This is a genomic window from Rhodoplanes sp. SY1 (assembly GCF_046000175.1).
Taxonomy (GTDB): Bacteria; Pseudomonadota; Alphaproteobacteria; order Rhizobiales; family Xanthobacteraceae; genus Rhodoplanes.
The window spans coordinates 30,582-49,861 of the sequence record NZ_JBEOMB010000109.1 but is presented as its reverse complement, the minus strand read 5'-3'; the positions used below and the strand labels follow the sequence as shown (position 1 = coordinate 49,861).

At 70.8% G+C, this 19,280-nt stretch carries 16 protein-coding genes; 9 read left to right on the top strand and 7 right to left on the bottom strand.

Going from position 1 to position 19,280, the window contains the following annotated elements:
- Positions 1 to 232: 232 nt before the first annotated feature.
- Both ABTU92_RS23260 and ABTU92_RS23255 read left to right on the top strand, forming a co-directional pair.
- Positions 233 to 595 (top strand): hypothetical protein, encoded by a 363-nt coding sequence (locus ABTU92_RS23260; RefSeq protein ID WP_408093998.1) that lies wholly within the window; start codon positions 233 to 235, stop codon positions 593 to 595.
- Positions 596 to 760: 165 nt separating this feature from the next.
- Positions 761 to 1,258: a DUF992 domain-containing protein gene (locus ABTU92_RS23255; protein WP_408093997.1), complete on the top strand. Its 498-nt coding sequence runs from the start codon at positions 761 to 763 to the stop codon at positions 1,256 to 1,258.
- Positions 1,259 to 1,896: 638 nt separating this feature from the next.
- Here the strand turns inward: ABTU92_RS23255 and ABTU92_RS23250 are convergent.
- The gene (locus ABTU92_RS23250) at positions 1,897 to 2,841 is read right to left on the bottom strand and encodes a hydrogen peroxide-inducible genes activator (RefSeq protein ID WP_408093996.1); all 945 of its coding nucleotides are present in this window, start codon (positions 2,839 to 2,841) and stop codon (positions 1,897 to 1,899) included.
- Between the two features lie 165 nt (positions 2,842 to 3,006).
- Between ABTU92_RS23250 and katG the strand changes: the two genes are divergently transcribed.
- Together katG and ABTU92_RS23240 are read left to right on the top strand one after the other, a co-directional pair.
- Positions 3,007 to 5,217 carry a catalase/peroxidase HPI gene (katG, locus tag ABTU92_RS23245; protein ID WP_408093995.1) on the top strand — a complete coding sequence of 737 codons (2,211 nt, stop codon included), beginning with the start codon at positions 3,007 to 3,009 and terminating at the stop codon, positions 5,215 to 5,217.
- Positions 5,218 to 5,591: 374 nt separating this feature from the next.
- Entirely contained in the window at positions 5,592 to 6,350 is a 759-nt protein-coding gene (locus tag ABTU92_RS23240) for a carbonic anhydrase (RefSeq protein WP_408093994.1), read from the top strand.
- 90 nt (positions 6,351 to 6,440) lie between these two features.
- On the opposite strand, the gene ABTU92_RS23235 is transcribed toward ABTU92_RS23240, so the two are convergent.
- Positions 6,441 to 8,276, bottom strand: coding sequence for an ABC transporter transmembrane domain-containing protein (locus tag ABTU92_RS23235; RefSeq protein ID WP_408093993.1), 1,836 nt, complete (start codon positions 8,274 to 8,276; stop codon positions 6,441 to 6,443).
- Positions 8,277 to 8,579: 303 nt separating this feature from the next.
- Between ABTU92_RS23235 and rpmE the strand changes: the two genes are divergently transcribed.
- Positions 8,580 to 8,804, top strand: a complete 225-nt coding sequence (rpmE, locus tag ABTU92_RS23230) for a 50S ribosomal protein L31 (protein WP_111360109.1) — start codon at positions 8,580 to 8,582, stop codon at positions 8,802 to 8,804.
- A 262-nt stretch (positions 8,805 to 9,066) separates the two neighbouring features.
- Here rpmE and ABTU92_RS23225 read toward each other — a convergent pair whose 3' ends face one another.
- Positions 9,067 to 9,588 carry a DUF1465 family protein gene (locus tag ABTU92_RS23225; RefSeq protein WP_408093992.1) on the bottom strand — a complete coding sequence of 174 codons (522 nt, stop codon included), beginning with the start codon at positions 9,586 to 9,588 and terminating at the stop codon, positions 9,067 to 9,069.
- Between the two features lie 498 nt (positions 9,589 to 10,086).
- Positions 10,087 to 10,281, bottom strand: coding sequence for a DUF1192 domain-containing protein (locus tag ABTU92_RS23220; protein ID WP_408093991.1), 195 nt, complete (start codon positions 10,279 to 10,281; stop codon positions 10,087 to 10,089).
- A 245-nt stretch (positions 10,282 to 10,526) separates the two neighbouring features.
- Here ABTU92_RS23220 and ABTU92_RS23215 point away from each other — a divergent pair, with 245 nt between their 5' ends.
- Complete coding sequence (locus tag ABTU92_RS23215) at positions 10,527 to 11,525, top strand: NAD(P)H-quinone oxidoreductase (RefSeq protein ID WP_408093990.1); 999 nt, start codon at positions 10,527 to 10,529, stop codon at positions 11,523 to 11,525.
- Between the two features lie 430 nt (positions 11,526 to 11,955).
- Entirely contained in the window at positions 11,956 to 14,838 is a 2,883-nt protein-coding gene (locus ABTU92_RS23210) for an EAL domain-containing protein (protein ID WP_408093989.1), read from the top strand.
- 159 nt (positions 14,839 to 14,997) lie between these two features.
- Here ABTU92_RS23210 and ABTU92_RS23205 read toward each other — a convergent pair whose 3' ends face one another.
- Both ABTU92_RS23205 and ABTU92_RS23200 read right to left on the bottom strand, forming a co-directional pair.
- Positions 14,998 to 15,912 (bottom strand): DUF533 domain-containing protein, encoded by a 915-nt coding sequence (locus tag ABTU92_RS23205; RefSeq protein ID WP_408093988.1) that lies wholly within the window; start codon positions 15,910 to 15,912, stop codon positions 14,998 to 15,000.
- Between the two features lie 289 nt (positions 15,913 to 16,201).
- Entirely contained in the window at positions 16,202 to 16,822 is a 621-nt protein-coding gene (locus tag ABTU92_RS23200) for a YqgE/AlgH family protein (protein WP_111360537.1), read from the bottom strand.
- A gap of 183 nt (positions 16,823 to 17,005) precedes the next feature.
- Here ABTU92_RS23200 and ABTU92_RS23195 point away from each other — a divergent pair, with 183 nt between their 5' ends.
- Together ABTU92_RS23195 and ABTU92_RS23190 are read left to right on the top strand one after the other, a co-directional pair.
- Complete coding sequence (locus ABTU92_RS23195) at positions 17,006 to 17,854, top strand: protein-disulfide reductase DsbD domain-containing protein (RefSeq protein WP_408093987.1); 849 nt, start codon at positions 17,006 to 17,008, stop codon at positions 17,852 to 17,854.
- 183 nt (positions 17,855 to 18,037) lie between these two features.
- Positions 18,038 to 18,523 (top strand): peroxiredoxin, encoded by a 486-nt coding sequence (locus ABTU92_RS23190; protein WP_408093986.1) that lies wholly within the window; start codon positions 18,038 to 18,040, stop codon positions 18,521 to 18,523.
- A 224-nt stretch (positions 18,524 to 18,747) separates the two neighbouring features.
- Here ABTU92_RS23190 and rnhA read toward each other — a convergent pair whose 3' ends face one another.
- Complete coding sequence (gene rnhA / locus ABTU92_RS23185; RefSeq protein WP_408093985.1) at positions 18,748 to 19,230, bottom strand: ribonuclease HI; 483 nt, start codon at positions 19,228 to 19,230, stop codon at positions 18,748 to 18,750.
- Positions 19,231 to 19,280 lie beyond the last annotated feature (50 nt).

Here is a 19,280-nt window from a genome sequence, read left to right as displayed (position 1 = left end):
CCTTCGGCCGGCCCGACGACAGGCTCCGCCGAACCCGGAATCCAGCCGAGCTTTCGGCGCTTGTCGCTGGACTCCGGGTTCGCGGCTTCGCCGCGCCCCGGAATGACAGCGGGCCGGTTCGCCCGGTCTGTGACGGAGCGCACGGTCGACACGTGGTATCTCGGTCCTTATCCTCCATCACGGCCGGTCTCGATCCTGCCCGGCCGTCCTGCCCCATGGAGAGATTCGAAACATGCGACGCACCCTCGCCGCGATCGTGATCGCGGGCGCCCTGATCTCCCCGGCCGCCGCCGAAACCCTGATGCTGGCCAAGAGCTATTCCGTCTCCGGCACCAACGGGGACGGGTCGTCCTATTCCGGCACGCTCGCCCTGCAGGTGATCTCCGACACCACCTACACGGTGCGCTGGTCGATCGGCGGCGACACCTACACGGGCTTCGGCATGCGGATGAACGACTACCTGGCCGCCACCTACACGATGGACGGCAAGCCGGGCCTCGTGATGTACAAGGTCGAGAACGGCGGCGTGCTGCGCGGCCTGTGGTCGGTGCGCGGCCAGAACGGCTCCGGCACCGAGACCCTGACGCCGCGCTGAGGCGGACGTCGCCGTCGGCCGGCCTCGCCGCCGGCCGGCGCGCGCATTTCTCGTCTTTCGCCTTTTCACCCGCCCGCCCAACCGCCCGCCCCGCACGGCGATTGCCGGGCCGGGCGGGCTCGCTGTATCAAGGCACCCGCCAATTCCGGCTGGAGGGGATATTCCATGCTCAAGACCTGCTCGACCCTGGCGGCGCTCGCCACCATCGCGGTGCTCGCCGCGCCGGCTTCGGCCCAGGCGCCCGGGTCCGCGTCGCGGTCCTGGACCCAGGTCGGCATGCTCGACTGCCGGGTCGACCCGAGCATCGGCTTCATCATCGCCGGCCACCAGTCGATGACCTGCCGCTTCTCGCAGAACGCCCCGATCCCGCCGCAGACCTATCAGGGCGCCATCAACACGGTCGGCATCAATATCGGCGTGTCGGCCGGCGGCCGCCTCGCCTGGGGCGTGTTCGCGCCGACCACCGGGGTGCCGGCCGGCGCGCTCGCCGGCGAGTATGTCGGCGCCAGCGCCGACGCCGCGCTCGGCCTCGGGGTCGGCGCCAACGTGCTGATCGGCGGCTCGAACCGCACCGTCGCGCTGCAGCCGTTGTCGCTCGAGGGCTCGGTCGCCTTCAACGTCACGCTCGGCCTCTCGGCCCTCAAGCTGCGCTACGTGAACTGATCGGGCCTTCGGCCGGTCGCCGGCGGCCGGGCGAGTGCCCGGCCGATACGGCCGGCCGCCCTCAGGCCGGTGGCAGGCAGAGCGCTCGGTCGCGGCACGCGTGAGGGCGTCCGAGGTGTCCGCATGCCGCGGTCGTCCCGCGGCGACGAACCGAGTGTCACCCGACACGATCTCGGTCTGGAAAGCCGCCGGTTGGATTCGAGTTGTTTGTGGTTGTAGTTTTATTGTTTTGCGGCTAAAAGCTGCATTGCGCAGCGAGGACGTCGTCGCGAGACTTGCGCCGCAGCCGCATAGTCGCGGGTCCAGATCCCGCCTCCTTCGAGGATGCCCGGCCCGCGAGACTCCAGTTTTTCCGGCCCGCCGTTGCGCCAGAGGCTGGAGATGCTCGGTTCTTTTATTCGTTCATTGCAACGCGCAATGGCCAAGTGGCGTGACCGAGATATTCCTTGGCACCATTACTCCACGTCGTGGGGTGAGATATTTCCGGACACGAATGTCGTCATGCGGCGCCGAATCGAGGGGCGCTGGGAGTACAGGCGCCTGACCGCGGACGAAGCCGAGGAATGGTTGAAGACCATAGCCTGGTGACGGCCAGCGCCGCTCGGACGGGCCGCCGCTCCGGCATGCGCGGCGTTTCCTCACGCCGGCACTGCGGCGCCGGCCCGGCAGGCCGCCGTCGGCAGCGCGCCGGCGTCGGAGACCCCGAGCGCCTCGGTGATGCGGCGGGCGAGAATGGAAAAGTCGGCCTTGCGGGGCGAGGTGCGGCGATAGGCGAGCGCGACCGTGCGGCCCGGCTCCGGCGCCGCGAAGCGCAACAGCTTTATGCGCGTGTTGTCGCGTTCCACCGCGGCGGCGACCTGCGGGAGCAGGGTCGCGCCGAAGCCGGAGGCGACGAGCTGCACCACGGTGGCGAGGCTGGTCGCGCCGAGCCCGCCGGCGTCGCCGCGGCCGTTGGCGCACACGGCGAGCGCCTGGTCGCGCAGGCAGTGCCCCTCCTCCAAGAGCAGCAGCCGCTCCTGCGCGAGCGCGCCCGCCGCGATCGGCGTCGCGGCGGAGCGCGGGTCGGCGGCCGGCACGGCGAGCACGAACGGGTCCTCGAACAGCGCCAGCGTCTCGATCTCGGGATGCTCGACCGGCAGCGCCAGCATCACCACGTCGATCAGGCCACGCCCGAGCTCGTCGACGAGGGTCCGGGTCTGGGTCTCGCGCAACGCCACGGCCAGCTCCGGATGGTGCCGCTGCAGGGCGGGCAGCACCTTGGGCAGCACATAGGGGGCGAGCGTCGGGATGACGCCGAGCCGCAGCGCGCCGGCGAGCGGGCCGGCGTGATGGCGGGCGAAGTCCTCCAGGTCGCGCGCGCCGGCGAGCAGCTCCTCGGCCCGGCGGGCGATCTCGACGCCGACCGGCGTGAGCGTCACGTCGCCGGGGCGGCGCTCGACCAGCTCGACCCCGAGCCGGGCCTCCAGGTCGCGGATCTGCATCGAGAGCGCGGGTTGGCTCACCGCGCACTCCGCCGCGGCGCGGCCGAAATGCCGGGTGCGTGCCACGGCCCCGAAATAGCGCAACTGCTTCAGCGTGATCATGTCGATAAGCTATCCTTATCGAGGTGTGCAGGCAATACGATTAGACCTGATCGAAAGAAGCTCCCATGGTGCCGCCATCCCGACGCCGAGGCGAACGCGAAAACGCGGGCCGCCGGCGCGAGACGAGCCGAAAGACCACAGCCCCACCCCCCGGGAGCGAGAGACATGGACGCGAAGACGGACGACAAGGGCGCGGGCAAGTGCCCGTTTTCGGGCGGCAGCCGCGGCCACCGGAACCGTGACTGGTGGCCGGAGGCGCTCGACATCGGCGTGCTCCACAACAATTCGAAGAAGTCGGACCCGATGGGCGACGGCTTCGACTACGCCGAGGCCTTCAAGAGCCTCGACCTCGCCGCCGTGAAGGCGGATCTCGCCACCCTGATGACGAGCTCGCAGGAGTGGTGGCCGGCCGACTGGGGCAACTACGCCGGCCTGATGATCCGCATGGCCTGGCACTCGGCCGGCACCTATCGGATCACCGACGGGCGCGGCGGCGCCGGCGCCGGCCAGCAGCGCTTCGCGCCGCTGAACTCGTGGCCGGACAACGCCAATCTCGACAAGGCGCGGCGCCTGCTGTGGCCGATCAAGCAGAAGTACGGCCAGAAGATCTCGTGGGCCGACCTGATGGTGCTGGCCGGCAACGTGGCGCTCGAGACGTCGGGGTTCAAGACGTTCGGCTTTGCCGGCGGCCGCAAGGACGTGTGGGAGCCGGAGGAGCTGTACTGGGGCCCGGAGGGCTCGTGGCTCGGTGACTCGCGCTACTCCGGCGAGCGCCAGCTCGAGGAGCCGCTCGCCGCCGTGCAGATGGGCCTCATCTACGTCAACCCGGAAGGCCCGAACGGCAAGCCCGACCCGGTCGCCGCCGCCAAAGACATCCGCGAGACCTTCTACCGGATGGCGATGAACGACGAGGAGACGGTGGCGCTGATCGCCGGCGGCCACACGCTCGGCAAGACCCACGGCGCCGGCGACCCGTCGCTGCTCGGCGCCGATCCCGAAGGCGCCGCGATCGAGGATCAGGGCCTCGGCTGGAAGAGCGGCTACGGCACCGGCTTCGGCGCCGACGCCATCACGGGCGGCCCCGAGGTGATCTGGACCCAGACGCCGACGACGTGGAGCAACCACTTCTTCGAGAACCTGTTCGGTCACGAATGGGAGCTCGAGAAGAGCCCGGCCGGCGCCTATCAGTGGCGCGCCAAGAACGCCGAGCCGTCGATCCCGGATCCGTTCGATCCGAGCAAGAAGCGTGTCCCGACCATGCTGACGACGGATCTCTCGCTGCGCTTCGATCCGATCTACGAGAAGATCTCGCGCCGCTTCCTGGAGAACCCGAAAGAGTTCGACGACGCCTTCGCGCGTGCCTGGTTCAAGCTCACCCATCGCGACATGGGTCCGCGGGTGCGCTATCTCGGCCCGGAAGTGCCGAGCGAGGTGCTGATCTGGCAGGATCCGGTCCCGCCGGTCGACCACGAGCTGGTCAGTCATCAGGACATCGCCGATCTGAAGGCGAAGATCCTGGCGTCCGGCCTCTCGGTGTCGCAGATCGTGTCGACCGCCTGGGCGTCGGCCTCGACGTTCCGCGGCTCAGACAAGCGCGGCGGCGCCAACGGCGCGCGCATCCGGCTCGCCCCCCAGAAGGACTGGGAGGTCAACCACCCGGACGAGCTCGCCAAGGTGCTGTCGACCCTCGAAGGCATCCAGGCGGGTTTCAACAACGGCCGGACGGACGGCAAGAAGGTCTCGCTCGCCGACCTGATCGTGCTCGGCGGCTGCGCCGCCGTCGAGAAGGCCGCCAAGGACGCGGGTGTGACCGTGACGGTGCCGTTCACGCCGGGCCGCACCGACGCGACGGCCGAGCAGACCGACGTCGAGTCGTTCAAGGTGCTGGAGCCGCGCGCCGACGGCTTCCGCAACTACATCGCCAAGCGCACGCAGTTCATGGCGCCGGAGGAGGCGCTGGTCGATCGGGCCCAGCTCCTCACCCTCACCGGGCCGGAGATGACCGTGCTGATCGGCGGCCTGCGGGTGCTCGGCGCCAACCATGTGCACACGACCCACGGCGTGCTCACCGATCGGCCGGAGCAGCTCACGACCGACTTCTTCGTCAACCTGCTGGACATGCGGTATCGCTGGGAGCAGTCGGCGACCGAGGGCGTGTTCGAGGGCCGCGACCGCAAGACCGGCGAGGCCCGGTGGACCGCGACGCGCGTCGACCTGATCTTCGGGGCGCATTCGCAGCTGCGGGCCTTCGCCGAGGTCTATGCCTGCGGCGACGCGCAGCAGAAGTTCGTGGCCGACTTCGTCGCCGCCTGGACCAAGGTGATGAACGCCGACCGCTTCGACATCGTCGGCGCCGGCACCCACAAGGCGGCGTGACGCCGCCCATGCGACACGACGGCGCCGACCCGATCTGATCAGATCGTGCCGGCGCCGAAAATCACCCCCGCCATCACCCCCGAACCCCCGCGTTCCGAACCCCCGCGGAGCGACCACGGAAGCGGCCGGAGCATTTGGGCTCCGGCCGTTTTCGTTCGTGCGGTCACGCGACGGGACGCCGACCTTCCGAACCGACTCGTCGGCAATTGACCGCGCGGAATTCTACAAAGTTCGATACGAATATTTATCGTCCATCAACGCGGACCGCGGACCCTGGGCCGGGGTGCCGTGTCGTGCCGACCGGTGCCCGTCCCCACCGACGCCCGGCCGTGCAGACGGCCCGACCAGCCCCGGCCCGAGAGGACGATCCTTTCATGTGTGACGACCCCCGCTGCACCCACGCCATGCCCTTCACCGCGCCGACCCGCCCTGCGCTGTCGCGCCGCGCCCTGCTCGGCGCCGGTGCTGCCACCGCGCTGGCGAGCGGCTTCGCCGCCACCGGCGTCGGACCCGCCTTCGCCCAGCCGGCCGCGACGCGGCCGAACGCCATCGGCCCGGACGCGGCGCTGAAGCGGCTCGTCGACGGCAATGCGCGCTACGTCGGCAACGCGATGGAGAACCGCGATTTCTCGGCCGGCCGCGTGGCGCGCGCGAGCGCCCAGTACCCGATCGCCGGGCTGGTGAGCTGCGCCGATTCGCGCGTCGCCCCCGAATACGCGTTCGATCAGGGACCGGGCGAATTGTTCGTCGTGCGGGTCGCCGGCAACTTCCTCGACGACCACGGCCTCGCCAGCCTGGAATACGGCGTCGCCGTGCTCGGCCTGCCGCTGATCATGGTGCTGGGCCACTCCGGCTGCGGCGCCGTCGACGCGACCATGAAGGTCATCAAGGACAAGACGGTGCTGCCCGGCCACCTGCCGCTGCTGATCGAGGCGATCCGGCCGGCGATCGAGACCGCCGAGAAGACCAAGGCCGCCAACCCGCTCGACGCGGCGATCGCCGAGAACGTCCGCTACAACGTGCGCCGTCTCGTCGACGCGAAGCCGATCGTCGCCGAGGCGGTGACGAAGGGCACGGTCAAGGTCGTCGGCGCCGTCTACGACATCGCCACCGGCAAGGTGGCGATGGTGTGAGCGCAGGCGACGTGCGGTCGCGCTGCGCCCGCGCTACGCCCGCGCTCCGGACGACGGAACGTGACGACGACGACGTGATCACGTCGCGCCTCACACCACCGGCACGGGCTCCGGCGTGGTGTCGAACTGCAGCCGGGCGAGGCGGGCGTAGAGGCCGCCCTGGGCGACCAGGCTGTCGTGCGTGCCCTGCTCGACGATGCGGCCCTGGTCCATCACGAGGATGCGGTCGCAGGACAGCACCGTCGCGAGGCGATGTGCGATCACCAGCGTGGTGCGGCCCTCCATCAGGCGGGAGAGCGCGGCCTTCACCAGGGTTTCGTTCTCGGCGTCGAGCGAGGACGTCGCCTCGTCGAGCAGCAGGAGCGGCGCCTCGCGCAGGATGGCGCGGGCGATGGCGAGGCGCTGGCGCTCGCCGCCCGAGAGCAGCACGCCGCGCTCGCCGATCTGCGTCTGCATGCCCTGCGGCAGCCGGGCGATGAACTCCGAGGCGGCGGCCAGCTCGGCCGCGCGGGCGACGTCGGCGTCGGACGCGCCGGGCCGGCCGAACCGGATGTTCTCGGCGATCGAGGCGGCGAACACGGCGGCGTCCTGCGGCACCAGCGCGATGCGCGAGCGGATGTCGCGCGGATCGGCGTCGGCGAGCCGCACGCCGTCGATCGTCACGGCGCCGGCCTGCGGGTCGTAGAAGCGCAGCAGCAGGTGGAACACGGTGCTCTTGCCGGCGCCCGACGGGCCGACGATCGCCACCTTCTCGCCGGGCCGCACCCGGAACGCCACGTCGTCGAGCGCGGTCGCGTCCTTGCGGGTCGGATAGGAGAACCGCACCTGCTCGAACGCGACGTCGCCGCGCGCCGGGGTCGGCAGCGGCACCGGATGTGCCGGGCGCTTGATCTCGGGCTCGATCGCGAGGAGCTCGTTGAGCCGCTCGGCCGCGCCGGCCGCCTGCGAGATCTCGCCCCACACCTGCGACAGCTCGCCGAGCGCGCCGGCCGCGAACACGGCGTAGATGACGAACTGGCTCAGCCGGCCGGCCGTGATGCGCTCCTCGTAGACGTCCTGGGCGCCGACCCACAGGATCACGACGACGCAGGCGAACACCAGGAAGATCGCGATGCCGGTGAGCCAGGCGCGCGCCATCGTGGAAGCGAAGGCGGCGTCGCAGGCGCGCGTCACCGCGCCGGCGAAGCGGGTCGTCGCCATCCGCTCGTTGGTGAAGGCCTGCAGGGTGCGGATCGCGCCGATCAGCTCGGCCGCGTAGCTCGACGCCTCGGCCAGCGTGTCCTGCGCCTCGCGCGAGCGGCGCCGCACCACCCGCCCGAAGGCGACCAGCGGCAGCACGATGATCGGGATCACGATCAGCACGAACAGCGACAGGCGCGGGCTCGTCACCACCATCATCAGGGTGGAGCCCATGAACAGCATCAGGTTGCGCAGCGTGATCGACACCGAGGCGCCGACCGCCGACTTGAGCTGGGTGGTGTCGGCGGAGAGGCGCGACACCAGCTCGCCGCTCTTCGAGGAATCGAAGAACGAGGCGGAGAGCCCGGTGAGATGGTCGAACACGCGGGTGCGCAGATCGGCGACGATGCGCTCGCCCAGCGTGGTGACGAGGTAGTAGCGCAGCGCGCTCGCCCCGGCGAGCACGGCGGCGAGCAGGATCAGCACCGAGAAGTACTGGTGGATCAGCCCGGCGTATTGCTCGGTGAAGCCGAAATCGATCATCCGGCGCACCGCCACGGGCAGCACCAGCGTCGCCAGCGAGGCGACCACCAGGGCGACCAGGGCGGCGAGCGCGCGGCCCTTGTAGCGCATCACATAGGGCACCACCGCGAGCAGCGGCTTGATGTTGCGCCGGTTGTCCTCCGGCTTCTGGCCGACCCGGGACGCGCTCGATCCGAGCCCGCGTCCGCCGCTGTCAAGATTCATGGGGCATCCCGCTCGACGTCGACACGACTGGAAAATCGATGAAACAGCAACTCGTCACGCGATCCAGCACCGGGCGGCGCCGTGGCTCGCGCGGCCGGACAATGACTCGCGCCGGCACCCCTGACAATGCGCGCAAAAGCCCGGATGCCGCCTTTTTGCGCTACCGTGGTTCGTGTCGGCACCCGGTCGGGCGGGGGCCGGCGCGCGGCCGGGGCAGGGCGGGGTGCCCCCGGCTTGTCTCGCCGGGGCCGCTGAGCTATAGACCCGGCAACTTCCGACAGATCGAGAATTTGGGATCGAGCGATGAAGGCCGACATTCACCCCGCGTATCATACCGTCAAGGTCGTCATGACCGACGGCACCGAGTTCGAGACCCGCACCACCTGGGGCAAGTCCGGCGACACGCTGCGGCTCGACATCGACCCGAAGTCCCACCCGGCGTGGACGGGCGGCTCGCAGCAGCTCCTCGACCGCGGCGGCCGCGTGTCGCGCTTCCAGAAGAAGTTCTCGGGCCTCGGCCTGAAGTGAGCCGGACGGCCGCGCGCCGTCCCGTCTCCTCGCCGCAGCATCGACAGGATCAGGCCGGGCCACCGCCCGGCCTTTCGGCGTTTTTTTCTCTTCGGCCGTTCGGAAAGCACTGCGCGCTCCCTCTCCCCGGTGGGGAGAGGGTTGGGGTGAGGGGGAAGCGGCGCTGATGAGTTGGGCCGTGAGGGGCGCACCCCCTCACCCGACGCGCTACGCGCGTCGACCTCTCCCCGCCGGGGAGAGGTGAAAGAGCCGGCGGCGCGGCCTAGTCGCCGTCGCGCTCGAAGGCGGCCTTCAGGAGGCCGAGCTGGCGCTCGAGCGGGTTGGCGACCGGCGGTGCCTCGGGCACCGGGGCGTGGATCGTCGCGTCGAGCCGGCGCACCTGGTCCTGCAGCTTGAGCGAGCGGTCGATCAGCGCGACCAGCGTCTCGGGCAGGAGCTTGAGGGTCTCCGGATCGGCCGGGTCGCCGATGCCGAGCTTCACCTTGGTCTTCTCGCGATTGGCCTGATCGAGGGACATCTCGCCCTCGTTGACGGCGCGGTGCAGCAGGAGCCACGAGGCGAGCTGCATCAGCCGGGTGGTCAGCCGCATGCTCTCGGTCGCGTAGGACAGCGCGGCGGTGCGCTCGAGCTGCTTCGACTCGCTGCGGCCGGGACCGTCCAGATAGGCGGCCGTCTCCTCGACCAGCTTCATGCCGTCGCTGAACAGCACCACGAAGGCCTGGGAGGATGCGAGCCGTGCGCCGAAGGACACCGGGCTCGCCATGATGGGCGATTGGTCGGACATGGGCACCCCTGTTGGCCCGAACTATGGCGAGGGGTGCGGGCGGAGTCCAGCCATCGCCGCGGCGCGAAATCGCAAGATTTCGCGACATAGTTTCCGCCAATTCGTCGCAACCGGGGCGGTGCGGTCGACACCACGATCGCGCAAGCCCCGCCACGGCCGTCGAAAAAAGGGGCCGCCACGAAGGCGGCCCGAAGTGTCAACAGGGAGGCGTCAAACAGAGTGGACAGGAGCCACTCGATGTCCACGAGGTGGACCTCAACAGTAATATTCGAGAAAGCTTAACGACCTCTTACCGGCCGGGTCGATCGGCGCGGGTCGGCCCTGCGGCCGGCGAGGAACGACCAGCGAGTAGCGAGTAGCGAGTAGCGAGTAGCGAGTAGCGAGTAGCGAGTAGCGAGTAGCGAGTAGCGAGTAGCGAGTAGCGAGTAGCGAGATCCCCCGCCCACGCTTCCTATTCGCTACTCGCCATTCGCTATTCGCCCGCGCGCAGCGCGCGCGTCACCGCTTGAAGAACAGGTCGGCGGCCGAGCGCGACGCTTGCTTGGAGGCGCGGGCCGCTTCCAGCCTTGCGATCTCGTCGCGCAGGAGGCCGATGCGCTCGTCGATCTCGGCGACCGACAAGAGCGCGAGGTCCTGGCCGATGTCGTGGGTGATCTTGCGCTTGGGCCGGTCGTCCTCGTCCGCGATCGCCATCCTGGTCCTCCGTCATTCCAGCCGCATTGCGCCGGCCGGTCCGGTGCGCGCGCCCGGCATGCGGGGCCGCGAAAACCGGATCCCTCTCGTCGGGATCATGCTCTAGTGTGCCGGCGGCCGATCCGCCGCCGTGGCGGGGCCGTCGCTGCTGCCGCGGCGACCATGCTCCTGCGACTCTCGGCCTGCAAGCGTCGCCGTCTCCCGGTGGCGCCCCGGACAATCTCGCTGACGGACCACGTGCTCCCATGACCGACCTGCCCGTTCGCATGACCGCCATCGGCATCTCGAGCCCCGGTGGCCCCGAGGTGCTCCGCCCCGAGGAGCGCCCCGTCCCGACGCCCGGCTCCGGCGAAATCCTCGTGAAGGTCGCCGCGGCCGGCGTGAACCGGCCCGACGTCGTCCAGCGCAAGGGCTTCTACCCGCCGCCGCCCGGCGCCTCCGACATTCCGGGGCTCGAGATCTGCGGCACCGTGGTGGCGCGCGGGCCCGACGCGACGAGCTTCGCGCTCGGCGACCGGGTGATGGCGCTGGTCTCGGGCGGCGGCTACGCCGAGTACTGCGTCGCCCACGAGAGCCACGCGCTCGCCGTCCCGCAGAACCTCTCGGACGCCGAGGCGGCCGCCATCCCGGAGACGCTGTTCACGGTCTGGCACAACGTGTTCGAGCGCGGCGGCCTGACCGCCGGCGAGACGTTGCTGGTGCACGGCGGCTCCTCCGGCATCGGCACCATGGCGATCCAGCTCGCCAAGGCCTTCGGCGCCAGGGTGATCGTCACGGCCGGCTCGGACGACAAGTGCGCCGCCTGCGTCAAGCTCGGCGCCGACGCCGCCGTGAACTACCGCACCCAGGACTTCGTCGCCGAGACCAAGGCGGCGACCGGCGGCAAGGGCGTCGAGGTGATTCTCGACATGGTCGGCGGCGACTACATCGACCGGAACTACGAGGCGGCCGCGGTCGACGGGCGGATCGTCCAGATCGCCTTCCAGGGGCCGTCCAAGGCGACCGTCGATTTCCGCCGCATCATGCTCAAGCGGCTGCACCACACCGGCTCGACGCTGCGCGCGCGCTCCGTCGCCGACAAGGCGGCGATCGTGGCGGCGGCCGGCAAGGCCGTGCTGCCGCTCCTCGCCGCTGGACGGGTGCGGCCCGTGATGGACACGAGCGTCCCGCTCGCCGAGGCGCCCGCCGCCCACGCCCGGATGGAATCGAGCGCCCATATCGGCAAGATCGTGCTGCTGGTCTGACGAAATCCCGCTCGTTCCCGCGACGGCGGGACCCCAGGGGCGCCACGCCGTATGGCTCTGGATGTCCGCTTGCGCGGGCATGAGTGGAGTTCGGGGCAGGCGATCGTGCTTCTGGTCTAGGCGCCGGGTGGCCGCGACGCAGGACCGCGGCGTGCGCGCCGGCGCGCTGCGGCGCGGCGCAATTACCGGTGGCGTTCCGGTCCCGGGAGTGGAATCCTTGCCCTCCCGGGCCGGCGCGGCTAGTGGAGGTCGGGGCCGCGCACCGGACCCGGACGGCATCACGGTGGGGCGCACCGTGGGGCCGGGCGGGCGTTTCGGTGCGGGCAGGCTCGACAGTGACGTCGACCGTGACGTCGAAACAACGATGCACGCGTGACGCTGCGGCCGGCCCTCGGACGGCGCGGCGCGCGACCACCGGGAGATCCACGTTTTGCGGACCTTGCGCGCGGCCTTTGCGGCGCTGGTGCTGGCGGGTTTCGCCCTCCTCGGCGCCGTTCCGGCCGCGCAGGCGGTCCAGGCCGTCAGCGTGCGGCCCGACATTCCGGCCATCGATCTCACCGAAGCGGTCGAGATGCAGCAGACCGACGGCGACCGCGTGCAGGTGTCGACCGCGCCGGGGCCGGACGGCATCGTCCGCCGCATCGAGGTGCGCTCGCGCGAGGGCGGCAGCAACTGGGCCGTGCTGGCGCTCGCCAACACCAGCGACGAGCAATTCGACCGGCTGATCGTCGTGCCGCATTATCAGATGGTCGGCTCCGGCCTCTTGTGGCCCGACCTCGGCCTGTCGCGCGTCGCCACCATCACGCCGAGCGTCGGCGATCGCCCGGACCGCCAGGACAGCGCCACGGCCGACATCTTCCGCGTCACGCTCGATCCCGGCGCCGTCGTCACCTATGTGCTGGAGTTGCGCACCAACCGCCTGCCGCAGGTCTATCTGTGGGAGCCGGAGGCCTACAAGGACAAGGTCAACTCCTTCACGCTCTACCACGGCATGGTGATCGGCATCGCCGGCCTGCTGGCGCTGTTCCTCACCATCCTGTTCGTCGTCAAGGGCAGCGTGATGTTCCCGGCCGCCGCGGCGCTGGCGTGGGCCGTGCTGGTCTATATCGGCGTCGACTTCGGCTTCTGGGGCAAGGTCTTCGACATGTCGGCCGGGGCCGAGCGCATCTGGCGCGCCTGCGGCGAGGCGATCCTGGCCGCCACCCTGGTCGTCTTCCTGTTCGCCTATCTCAACCTGTCGCGCTGGCACGTGCGCTACGCCCATGTGACGATCGGCTGGCTCGTCGTGCTGGCGGCGTTGATCGCCGTCGCGTTGTGGGATCCGGCGATCGCCTCGGGCATCGCGCGCCTGTCGCTGCTGCTCGCCGCGACGCTCGGCCTCGGCCTGGTGCTCTATCTCTCGACCCACGGCTTCGACCGCGCCGTGCTGCTGATCCCGACCTGGGTCCTCCTGGTCGTCTGGGTGGTCGCCGCCGGCATGACCGTCACGGGCGCCGTGACCAACGACATCGTCGGCCCGGCGCTGCTCGGCGGCCTGGTGCTGATCGTCATGCTGATCGGCTTCACGGTGATGCAGCACGCTTTTGCAGGCGGCGTGACCCAGGGCATTGTTTCCGACATCGAGCGCCGCGCCTTGGCGCTGACCGGCGCCGGCGACCTGATCTGGGACTGGGACGTCGCCGCCGACAAGGTGTTCACCAGCCCCGAGACCGAGCTGGCGCTCGGCCTCAAGCGCGGCACCCTCGACGCCCCCGCGGCGCAATGGCTCGAGGTGCTCCATCCGCTCGACCGCGACCGCTTCCGCGCCGCCCTCGACAGCGCCGTCGAGCAGCGCCGCGGCCGGCTGGTGCAGGACTTCCGCCTGCGCACCACCGACGGGCATTATCTGTGGTTCTCGCTGCGCGCCCGGCCCGTGGTCGGCTCCGACGGCGAGGTGGTGCGGCTGGTCGGCACGCTGACCGACGTCACCGAGTTCAAGACCGCCGAGGAGCGGCTCCTGCACGATGCCGTGCACGACAACCTCACCGGCCTGCCCAACCGCCAGCTCTTCCTCGACCGTCTGCAGAGCGTGTTCGCCTTCGCCAAGGCGGACCCGGCGATCAAGCCGACCGTCGTGGTGGTCGACCTCGACCGCTTCAAGCAGGTCAACGACTCGCTCGGCATGGCAGTCGGCGACTCGATCCTGCTGACGCTGGCGCGCCGCCTCGGCCGGCTGCTGAAGCCGCAGGACACGCTGGCCCGCCTCGCCGGCGACCAGTTCGGCCTGATCCTGCTGTCCGAGAAGGATTCGAGCCGCGCCATCGCCTTCGCCGAGGCGATGCGCAAGACCATCAACGCGCCGATCACCTTCAACGACCGCGAGATCATCCTGACCGCGTCGCTCGGCGTCGCGCTGCACGACGCCCAGGCGCCGCGCCCCGACGAGGTGCTGAAGGACGCCGAGCTGGCGATGTATCACGCCAAGAAGATCGGCGGCGATCGCGTCGAGATCTTCAAGCCGGCGATGCGGTCCCGCAAGACCGACCGGCTGACGCTCGAATCGGAGCTGCGCCGCGCGCTGGAGCGCGAGGAGATCACGCTCCTCTATCAGCCGATCGTGCGGCTGGAGGATCGCTCCGTCGCCGGCTTCGAGGCGCTGGCGCGCTGGGACCACCCCAAGATGGGGCGGCTGTCGCCGTCCGAGTTCATCTCGATCGCCGAGGAGATCGGCCTGATCGTCGATCTCGGCCTGTTCGCGCTGGAGCGCACCGCCCGTCAGCTCGCCATCTGGCAGCGCGCCGTGCCGACCCGCGTGCCGCTGTTCGCCAGCGTCAACGTGTCGTCGCGCCAGCTCCTGCGCCACGACCTGATCCACGACCTGCGCACCGTGATGGCGCGCTCCGGCCTGATGCGCGGGAGCCTCAAGCTGGAGATGACCGAGAGCCTGGTGATGGAGAATCCCGAGCTCGCCGCGCAGATCCTCACGCGGATCAAGGAGCTCGGCGCCGGGCTCGCGCTCGACGACTTCGGCACCGGCCACTCCTCGCTCGCCTATCTGCAGCGCTTCCCGTTCGACACCATCAAGATCGACAAGTCGTTCGTGCGCACGACCTCGAAGGGCACGCGGCCGGTGCTGCTGCGCTCGATCATCTCGCTCGCCCACGACCTCGGCATGGAGGTGGTGGCCGAGGGCGCCGAGACCGACTCGGACGCCGTCGAGCTCTATCAGCTCGGCTGCGAGTACGTGCAGGGCTACGTGTTCGGCGAGCCGATGCCGGCCGAGGCCGCCCGCGAGCTCCTGGTCGGTGACCGCCTCGCCCTGGCGCGGGGGTGAATTCCCTTTTTTGCTCGGTCGTCCCGGGTCGGCGCGCAAGCGCCGAGCCCGGGACCCATAGCCCCTGTCTGTCGTGAGTCACCTGCGCCGGGGATATGGATCCCGGGCTCGCGAACCTGCGGTTCGCGCCCCGGGATGACGTGAAGCGACGTCGACCGTCTACTTCTGCGCCGCAGCCGCCGCCGCTTCGAGGTTCTCCAAGAGCGCCGGGGCGAGCCTGAGGGCGGCCGCGAGCTTCGCCAGGAACGCCGTCTCGGCCGGGTTGTCGGGATTGATGGCGAGGCGGGCCGCCGCGTAGACCTGGGCGGCGACCGCCGGCGACGTCGCCTGTGCGGCCAGCGCCTCGGGCGGCAGCGGCTTGGCGAACGCGTTGACCAGGAAGGCGGTCGCGTCGGCGTCGAGGCCGGCCCTGGCGAGGCCGCCGACGATGTGGGTGCGCTCCGCCTCGTCGAGCACGCCGTCGGCCGCCGCCGCGGCGATCATGGCGCGCACCAGGAGGAGCGCGGTCGCCTGGTCGGTCGCCGCGTCGTCCGTCTCGCCGAACGGGCTCGCGGCGGGGGCCGGCGTGACGCCGCCGCCGAGATCGACCAGCGGCTTGCCGGCCTTGTAGGCCTCCAGCGCCCGGTAGGCGAGGCCGCCGATCATGGCGAGGCCGCCGAGCTTCGCCGCCGAGGCGGCGACGCCGCGGCCGGCGCCGGTGCCGAGCAGCAGCGCGGCGAGCCCGCCGAGCGCCGCGCCGCCGGCGAGCTGGTTGCCGGCGACCAGCTCGCGCGCCCGCGCGAGGAGATCGCCGGCGCTCGATCCGGTCGCCTGGGTGAGGGCCGCGTCCGCCTTGGCGCCGATGCCGGTGGAGGCCTCGACGTCGCGGGCCGCCTCCTGCACGCCGGTCTTGGCGGCGCCGAGGATCTGCCCGATCACGCTGGCGAAGCTGCCGGTGCCGACCGGTGCGCCGGCGGCGCCGTCGCGCATTCCGGCCTGCAGGTCGGTCGCAGCCTGCCCGAGCACGCTGCCGATTCCGCCGGCGGCGCCGTTCTTGCCGCCCAGAATCGTGTCGAGGATCGTCTTCGAATCCATGAGCTCAATCTCCTGTCGCGAGGTCCGGGCGCAGTGCTCTGTCCGGCGTGGTCCTGGCGCAAAAATCACCGCACGCTCGGCGGCGGCCCCACGGGCGTCGTCCGCCCGCAAGAAGGCGCCGCGCTGAAAACGACCGCGCGGGTGCCGGTAGTATAGGAAGATTTCAGCCGTTCGGCACGCGCCGCGACGCGCGTCCACACCCGGCGCATCTACACGCGCGCGACGCCGGACGCGGCGTGGCGACCGGGGTGGCAGTCGGGCTGGTCGGGAGAACGTCCGGGCCGACGCCTCAGGCGTGGCCGGCCTCGCTCGACAGCATGCCGGGCGGAATGCCGATCTTCTCCAGCGCGCGGTCGTACTTGCGCTCGGTGTCGGGGCCGAAGATCAGCTCCGAATCGGCGGCGCAGTGGAGCCAGCCGTTCGACTGGATCTCGGTCTCGAGCTGGCCCGGCGCCCAGCCGGCGTAGCCGAGCGCCAGCACGGCCGAGAGCGGGCCGTCGCCGCGGGCGATCGCCTTCAAAATGTCCAGCGTGGCGGTCAGGCAGATGCCGTCGTCGATCGGCAGGGTCGAGTTCTCGATGAAGAAGTCGGCCGAGTGGAGGACGAAACCGCGCCCGGTCTCGACCGGGCCGCCGCGCAAGACCTTCACGGCGCCGGCCCGTGGCGGCAGGATGATCAGATCGGAGGCGGGAATGACCTCGAGCTGCACCAGGAGGTCGGCGAACGAGATGTTCGGCGCCGGCTGGTTGACGATGATGCCCATCGCCCCTTCCGACGAATGCGCGCACACATAGATGAGGCTGCGGGCGAAACGCTCGTCGCGCATGCTCGGCATGGCGATCAGCATTTGTCCGTCGAGGTAGCCCCGCTTGGGCTCGTGCTGCTGCGCGATCTTCCGGGCGGCTTTCATCTCGGCGAGATTACTCCGAGGGGCGCGGGTTCGGCAACGCGGCTGGCCGTCGCCCGGGCCGCGACGCGCGCGCACCCCCTCTGCAGGACCTTTGAAATCCGGTCGGGCGTTCCGACCTTACGCGGGACACGAGACCAGGTGATGAACGGAGCGGCGACTCGCGCCATGCAGGCGGTCGGTTCCATGGGCAGATGGCTCGCACTCCTTCCGGCGCTGGGCCTGATGCTGGCTGTCGGGGCGGTGCCCGGACCGGCCGTTGCGGGCGGTGCCTCGGCCTCCGCCTGGGATGGCGACGATCGCGCCGCGGTTCGGCTCGTCGGCGGAACGCCGGGACCGGACCCGGCGTTCCTCGCGGCCGGCGCGGAAATCCGGCTCGCCCCCGGCTGGAAGACCTATTGGCGGTATCCCGGTGACTCGGGCGTGCCGCCGCGCTTCGACTTTTCCGCCTCCACCAACGTGCGGGCCGCCACGGTGCGCTGGCCGGCGCCGAAGCGGTTCGAGGACGGTGGCGGCACGGCGATCGGCTATTCGCAGCGGGTCTTGTTTCCGCTCGCGGTCGAGCGCATCGACCCGGCGAAGCCGGCGACCCTGGTGCTCGCTCTCGATTACGCGATCTGCGAGAGGCTGTGCGTCCCGGCCTCCGGGCGCGCCAGCTTGACGCTGCCGGCCGGCCCCGGGGAGACCGCCGCCGTAACGGCGGCCGCGGCGCCCGTGCCGGTACCGTCGACGGTCGGTGCCGACGGGCCGCTCGCGGTGCGCAGCGTGCGCATCGAGGGGGCGTGGCCGAAGCCGCGCGTCGTCGTCGCCGTCGCGGCGCCGGCCGGCACGACGCCCGACCTGTTCGCCGAAGGCCCGGGCGAGGACTGGGCCCTGCCGCTGCCCGAGCCGATGGGGGAGGGGCCGGACGGCACCCGCCTGTTCGGCTTCGCGGTCGACGGCGTGCCGCCCGGCACCGACCCGAAGGGCGCCACCCTGACCCTGACCGCGACCGCCGGCGACGCCGCCGTCGAGGTGAAGGCGCGGCTCGACTGACACGGCGTCTCGCCGCGGCCCGCCCGGGCCGCGCGTGAAAGGCTTGCGCCGTGTCGCACGGATGTTTCTATTCGCGACGTAACGGTATCGCGGCCCGGCGCGCCGGCCCGCGGCACCGGAATCCCCCTCCGGCCGGCGGTGCGTTCCGCTGCGCCGGGCCGCCCATCGAGGACGAGAGAGACCATGCCCATCACAGTCGGCGACCGCATCCCCGAGGCCAAGTTCCGCGTCATCACGGCGGAGGGACCGGCCTGGGTCTCCACCGACGAGATCTTCAAGGGCAAGACCGTGGTGCTGTTCGCGGTGCCCGGCGCCTTCACGCCGACCTGCTCCAACAACCACCTGCCGGGCTTCCTGCGCCACGCCGACGCCATCAAGGCGAAGGGCGTCGACACCATCGCGGTGACGTCGGTCAACGACGTCTTCGTGATGGAGGCCTGGAAGAAGGCGAGCGGCGCCGAGGGCAAGATCGAGTTCCTGGCCGACGGCAACGGCGACTTCGCCAAGGCGGTCGAGCTGACGATCGACATCTCGGCCGGCGGCCTCGGCGTCCGCTCCAAGCGCTACGCCATGCTGGTCGAGGACGGCGTCGTGAAGAAGCTGACGGTCGAGCAGGAGACCGGCAAGGCCGAGCTGTCGAGCGCCGATGCGCTCCTGGCGGCGATGTAGGACGGCGACAGTCGCGCCCGAGACACGACGTTCCCACGATCCGCAGCCTGCTCTCTCCCCCCTTGTGGGGGAGAGGTGGAGAGGGGGGTGAGCCGCGAACTCAGAGACCGTGGCTCACCCCCCTCCCTGTCCCTCCCCCACAAGGGGGGAGGGAACGCAGGAGGCGCGGCGCTTACCTAGAGAGCAGCCTAGTGATCGCGGCTGCGAGGTTCGAGGACGTCGCTCTACCCCCGCTCCGCCCGCTGGGCGGCGCGCAGCTCGGCGATCGCCTCGCGGGCGAGCGTGTCGGCGCGCTCGTTGAGGTCGTGGCCGGCGTGGCCCTTCACCCAGTGCCAGGCGACGTCGTGACGCCGGATCGCCTCGTCGAGGCGCTGCCACAGGTCGACGTTCTTCACCGGCTTCTTGTCGGCTGTCTTCCAGCCGTTGCGCTTCCAGCCGTGGATCCAGCCGGTGATGCCCTGGCGCAGATACTGGCTGTCGGTGTGGAGGTCGACCGCGCAGGGGCGCTTGAGCGTCTCCAGCGCGACGATCGCGCCCATCAGCTCCATGCGATTGTTGGTGGTCAGCGGCTCGGCACCCTTCAGCTCGCGGGTGCGCCCGTCCCACTCCAGGATCGCCCCGAAGCCGCCCGGCCCGGGGTTGCCCGAGCAGGCGCCGTCGGTGTGGATGATGACGCGCTTGCCTGCCGCGCCCGTGTCGTCGCTCACGCTCGTCGGCCTTGTCCTTGATGGAGCATGTCCTGATCGCAAAACCGGAG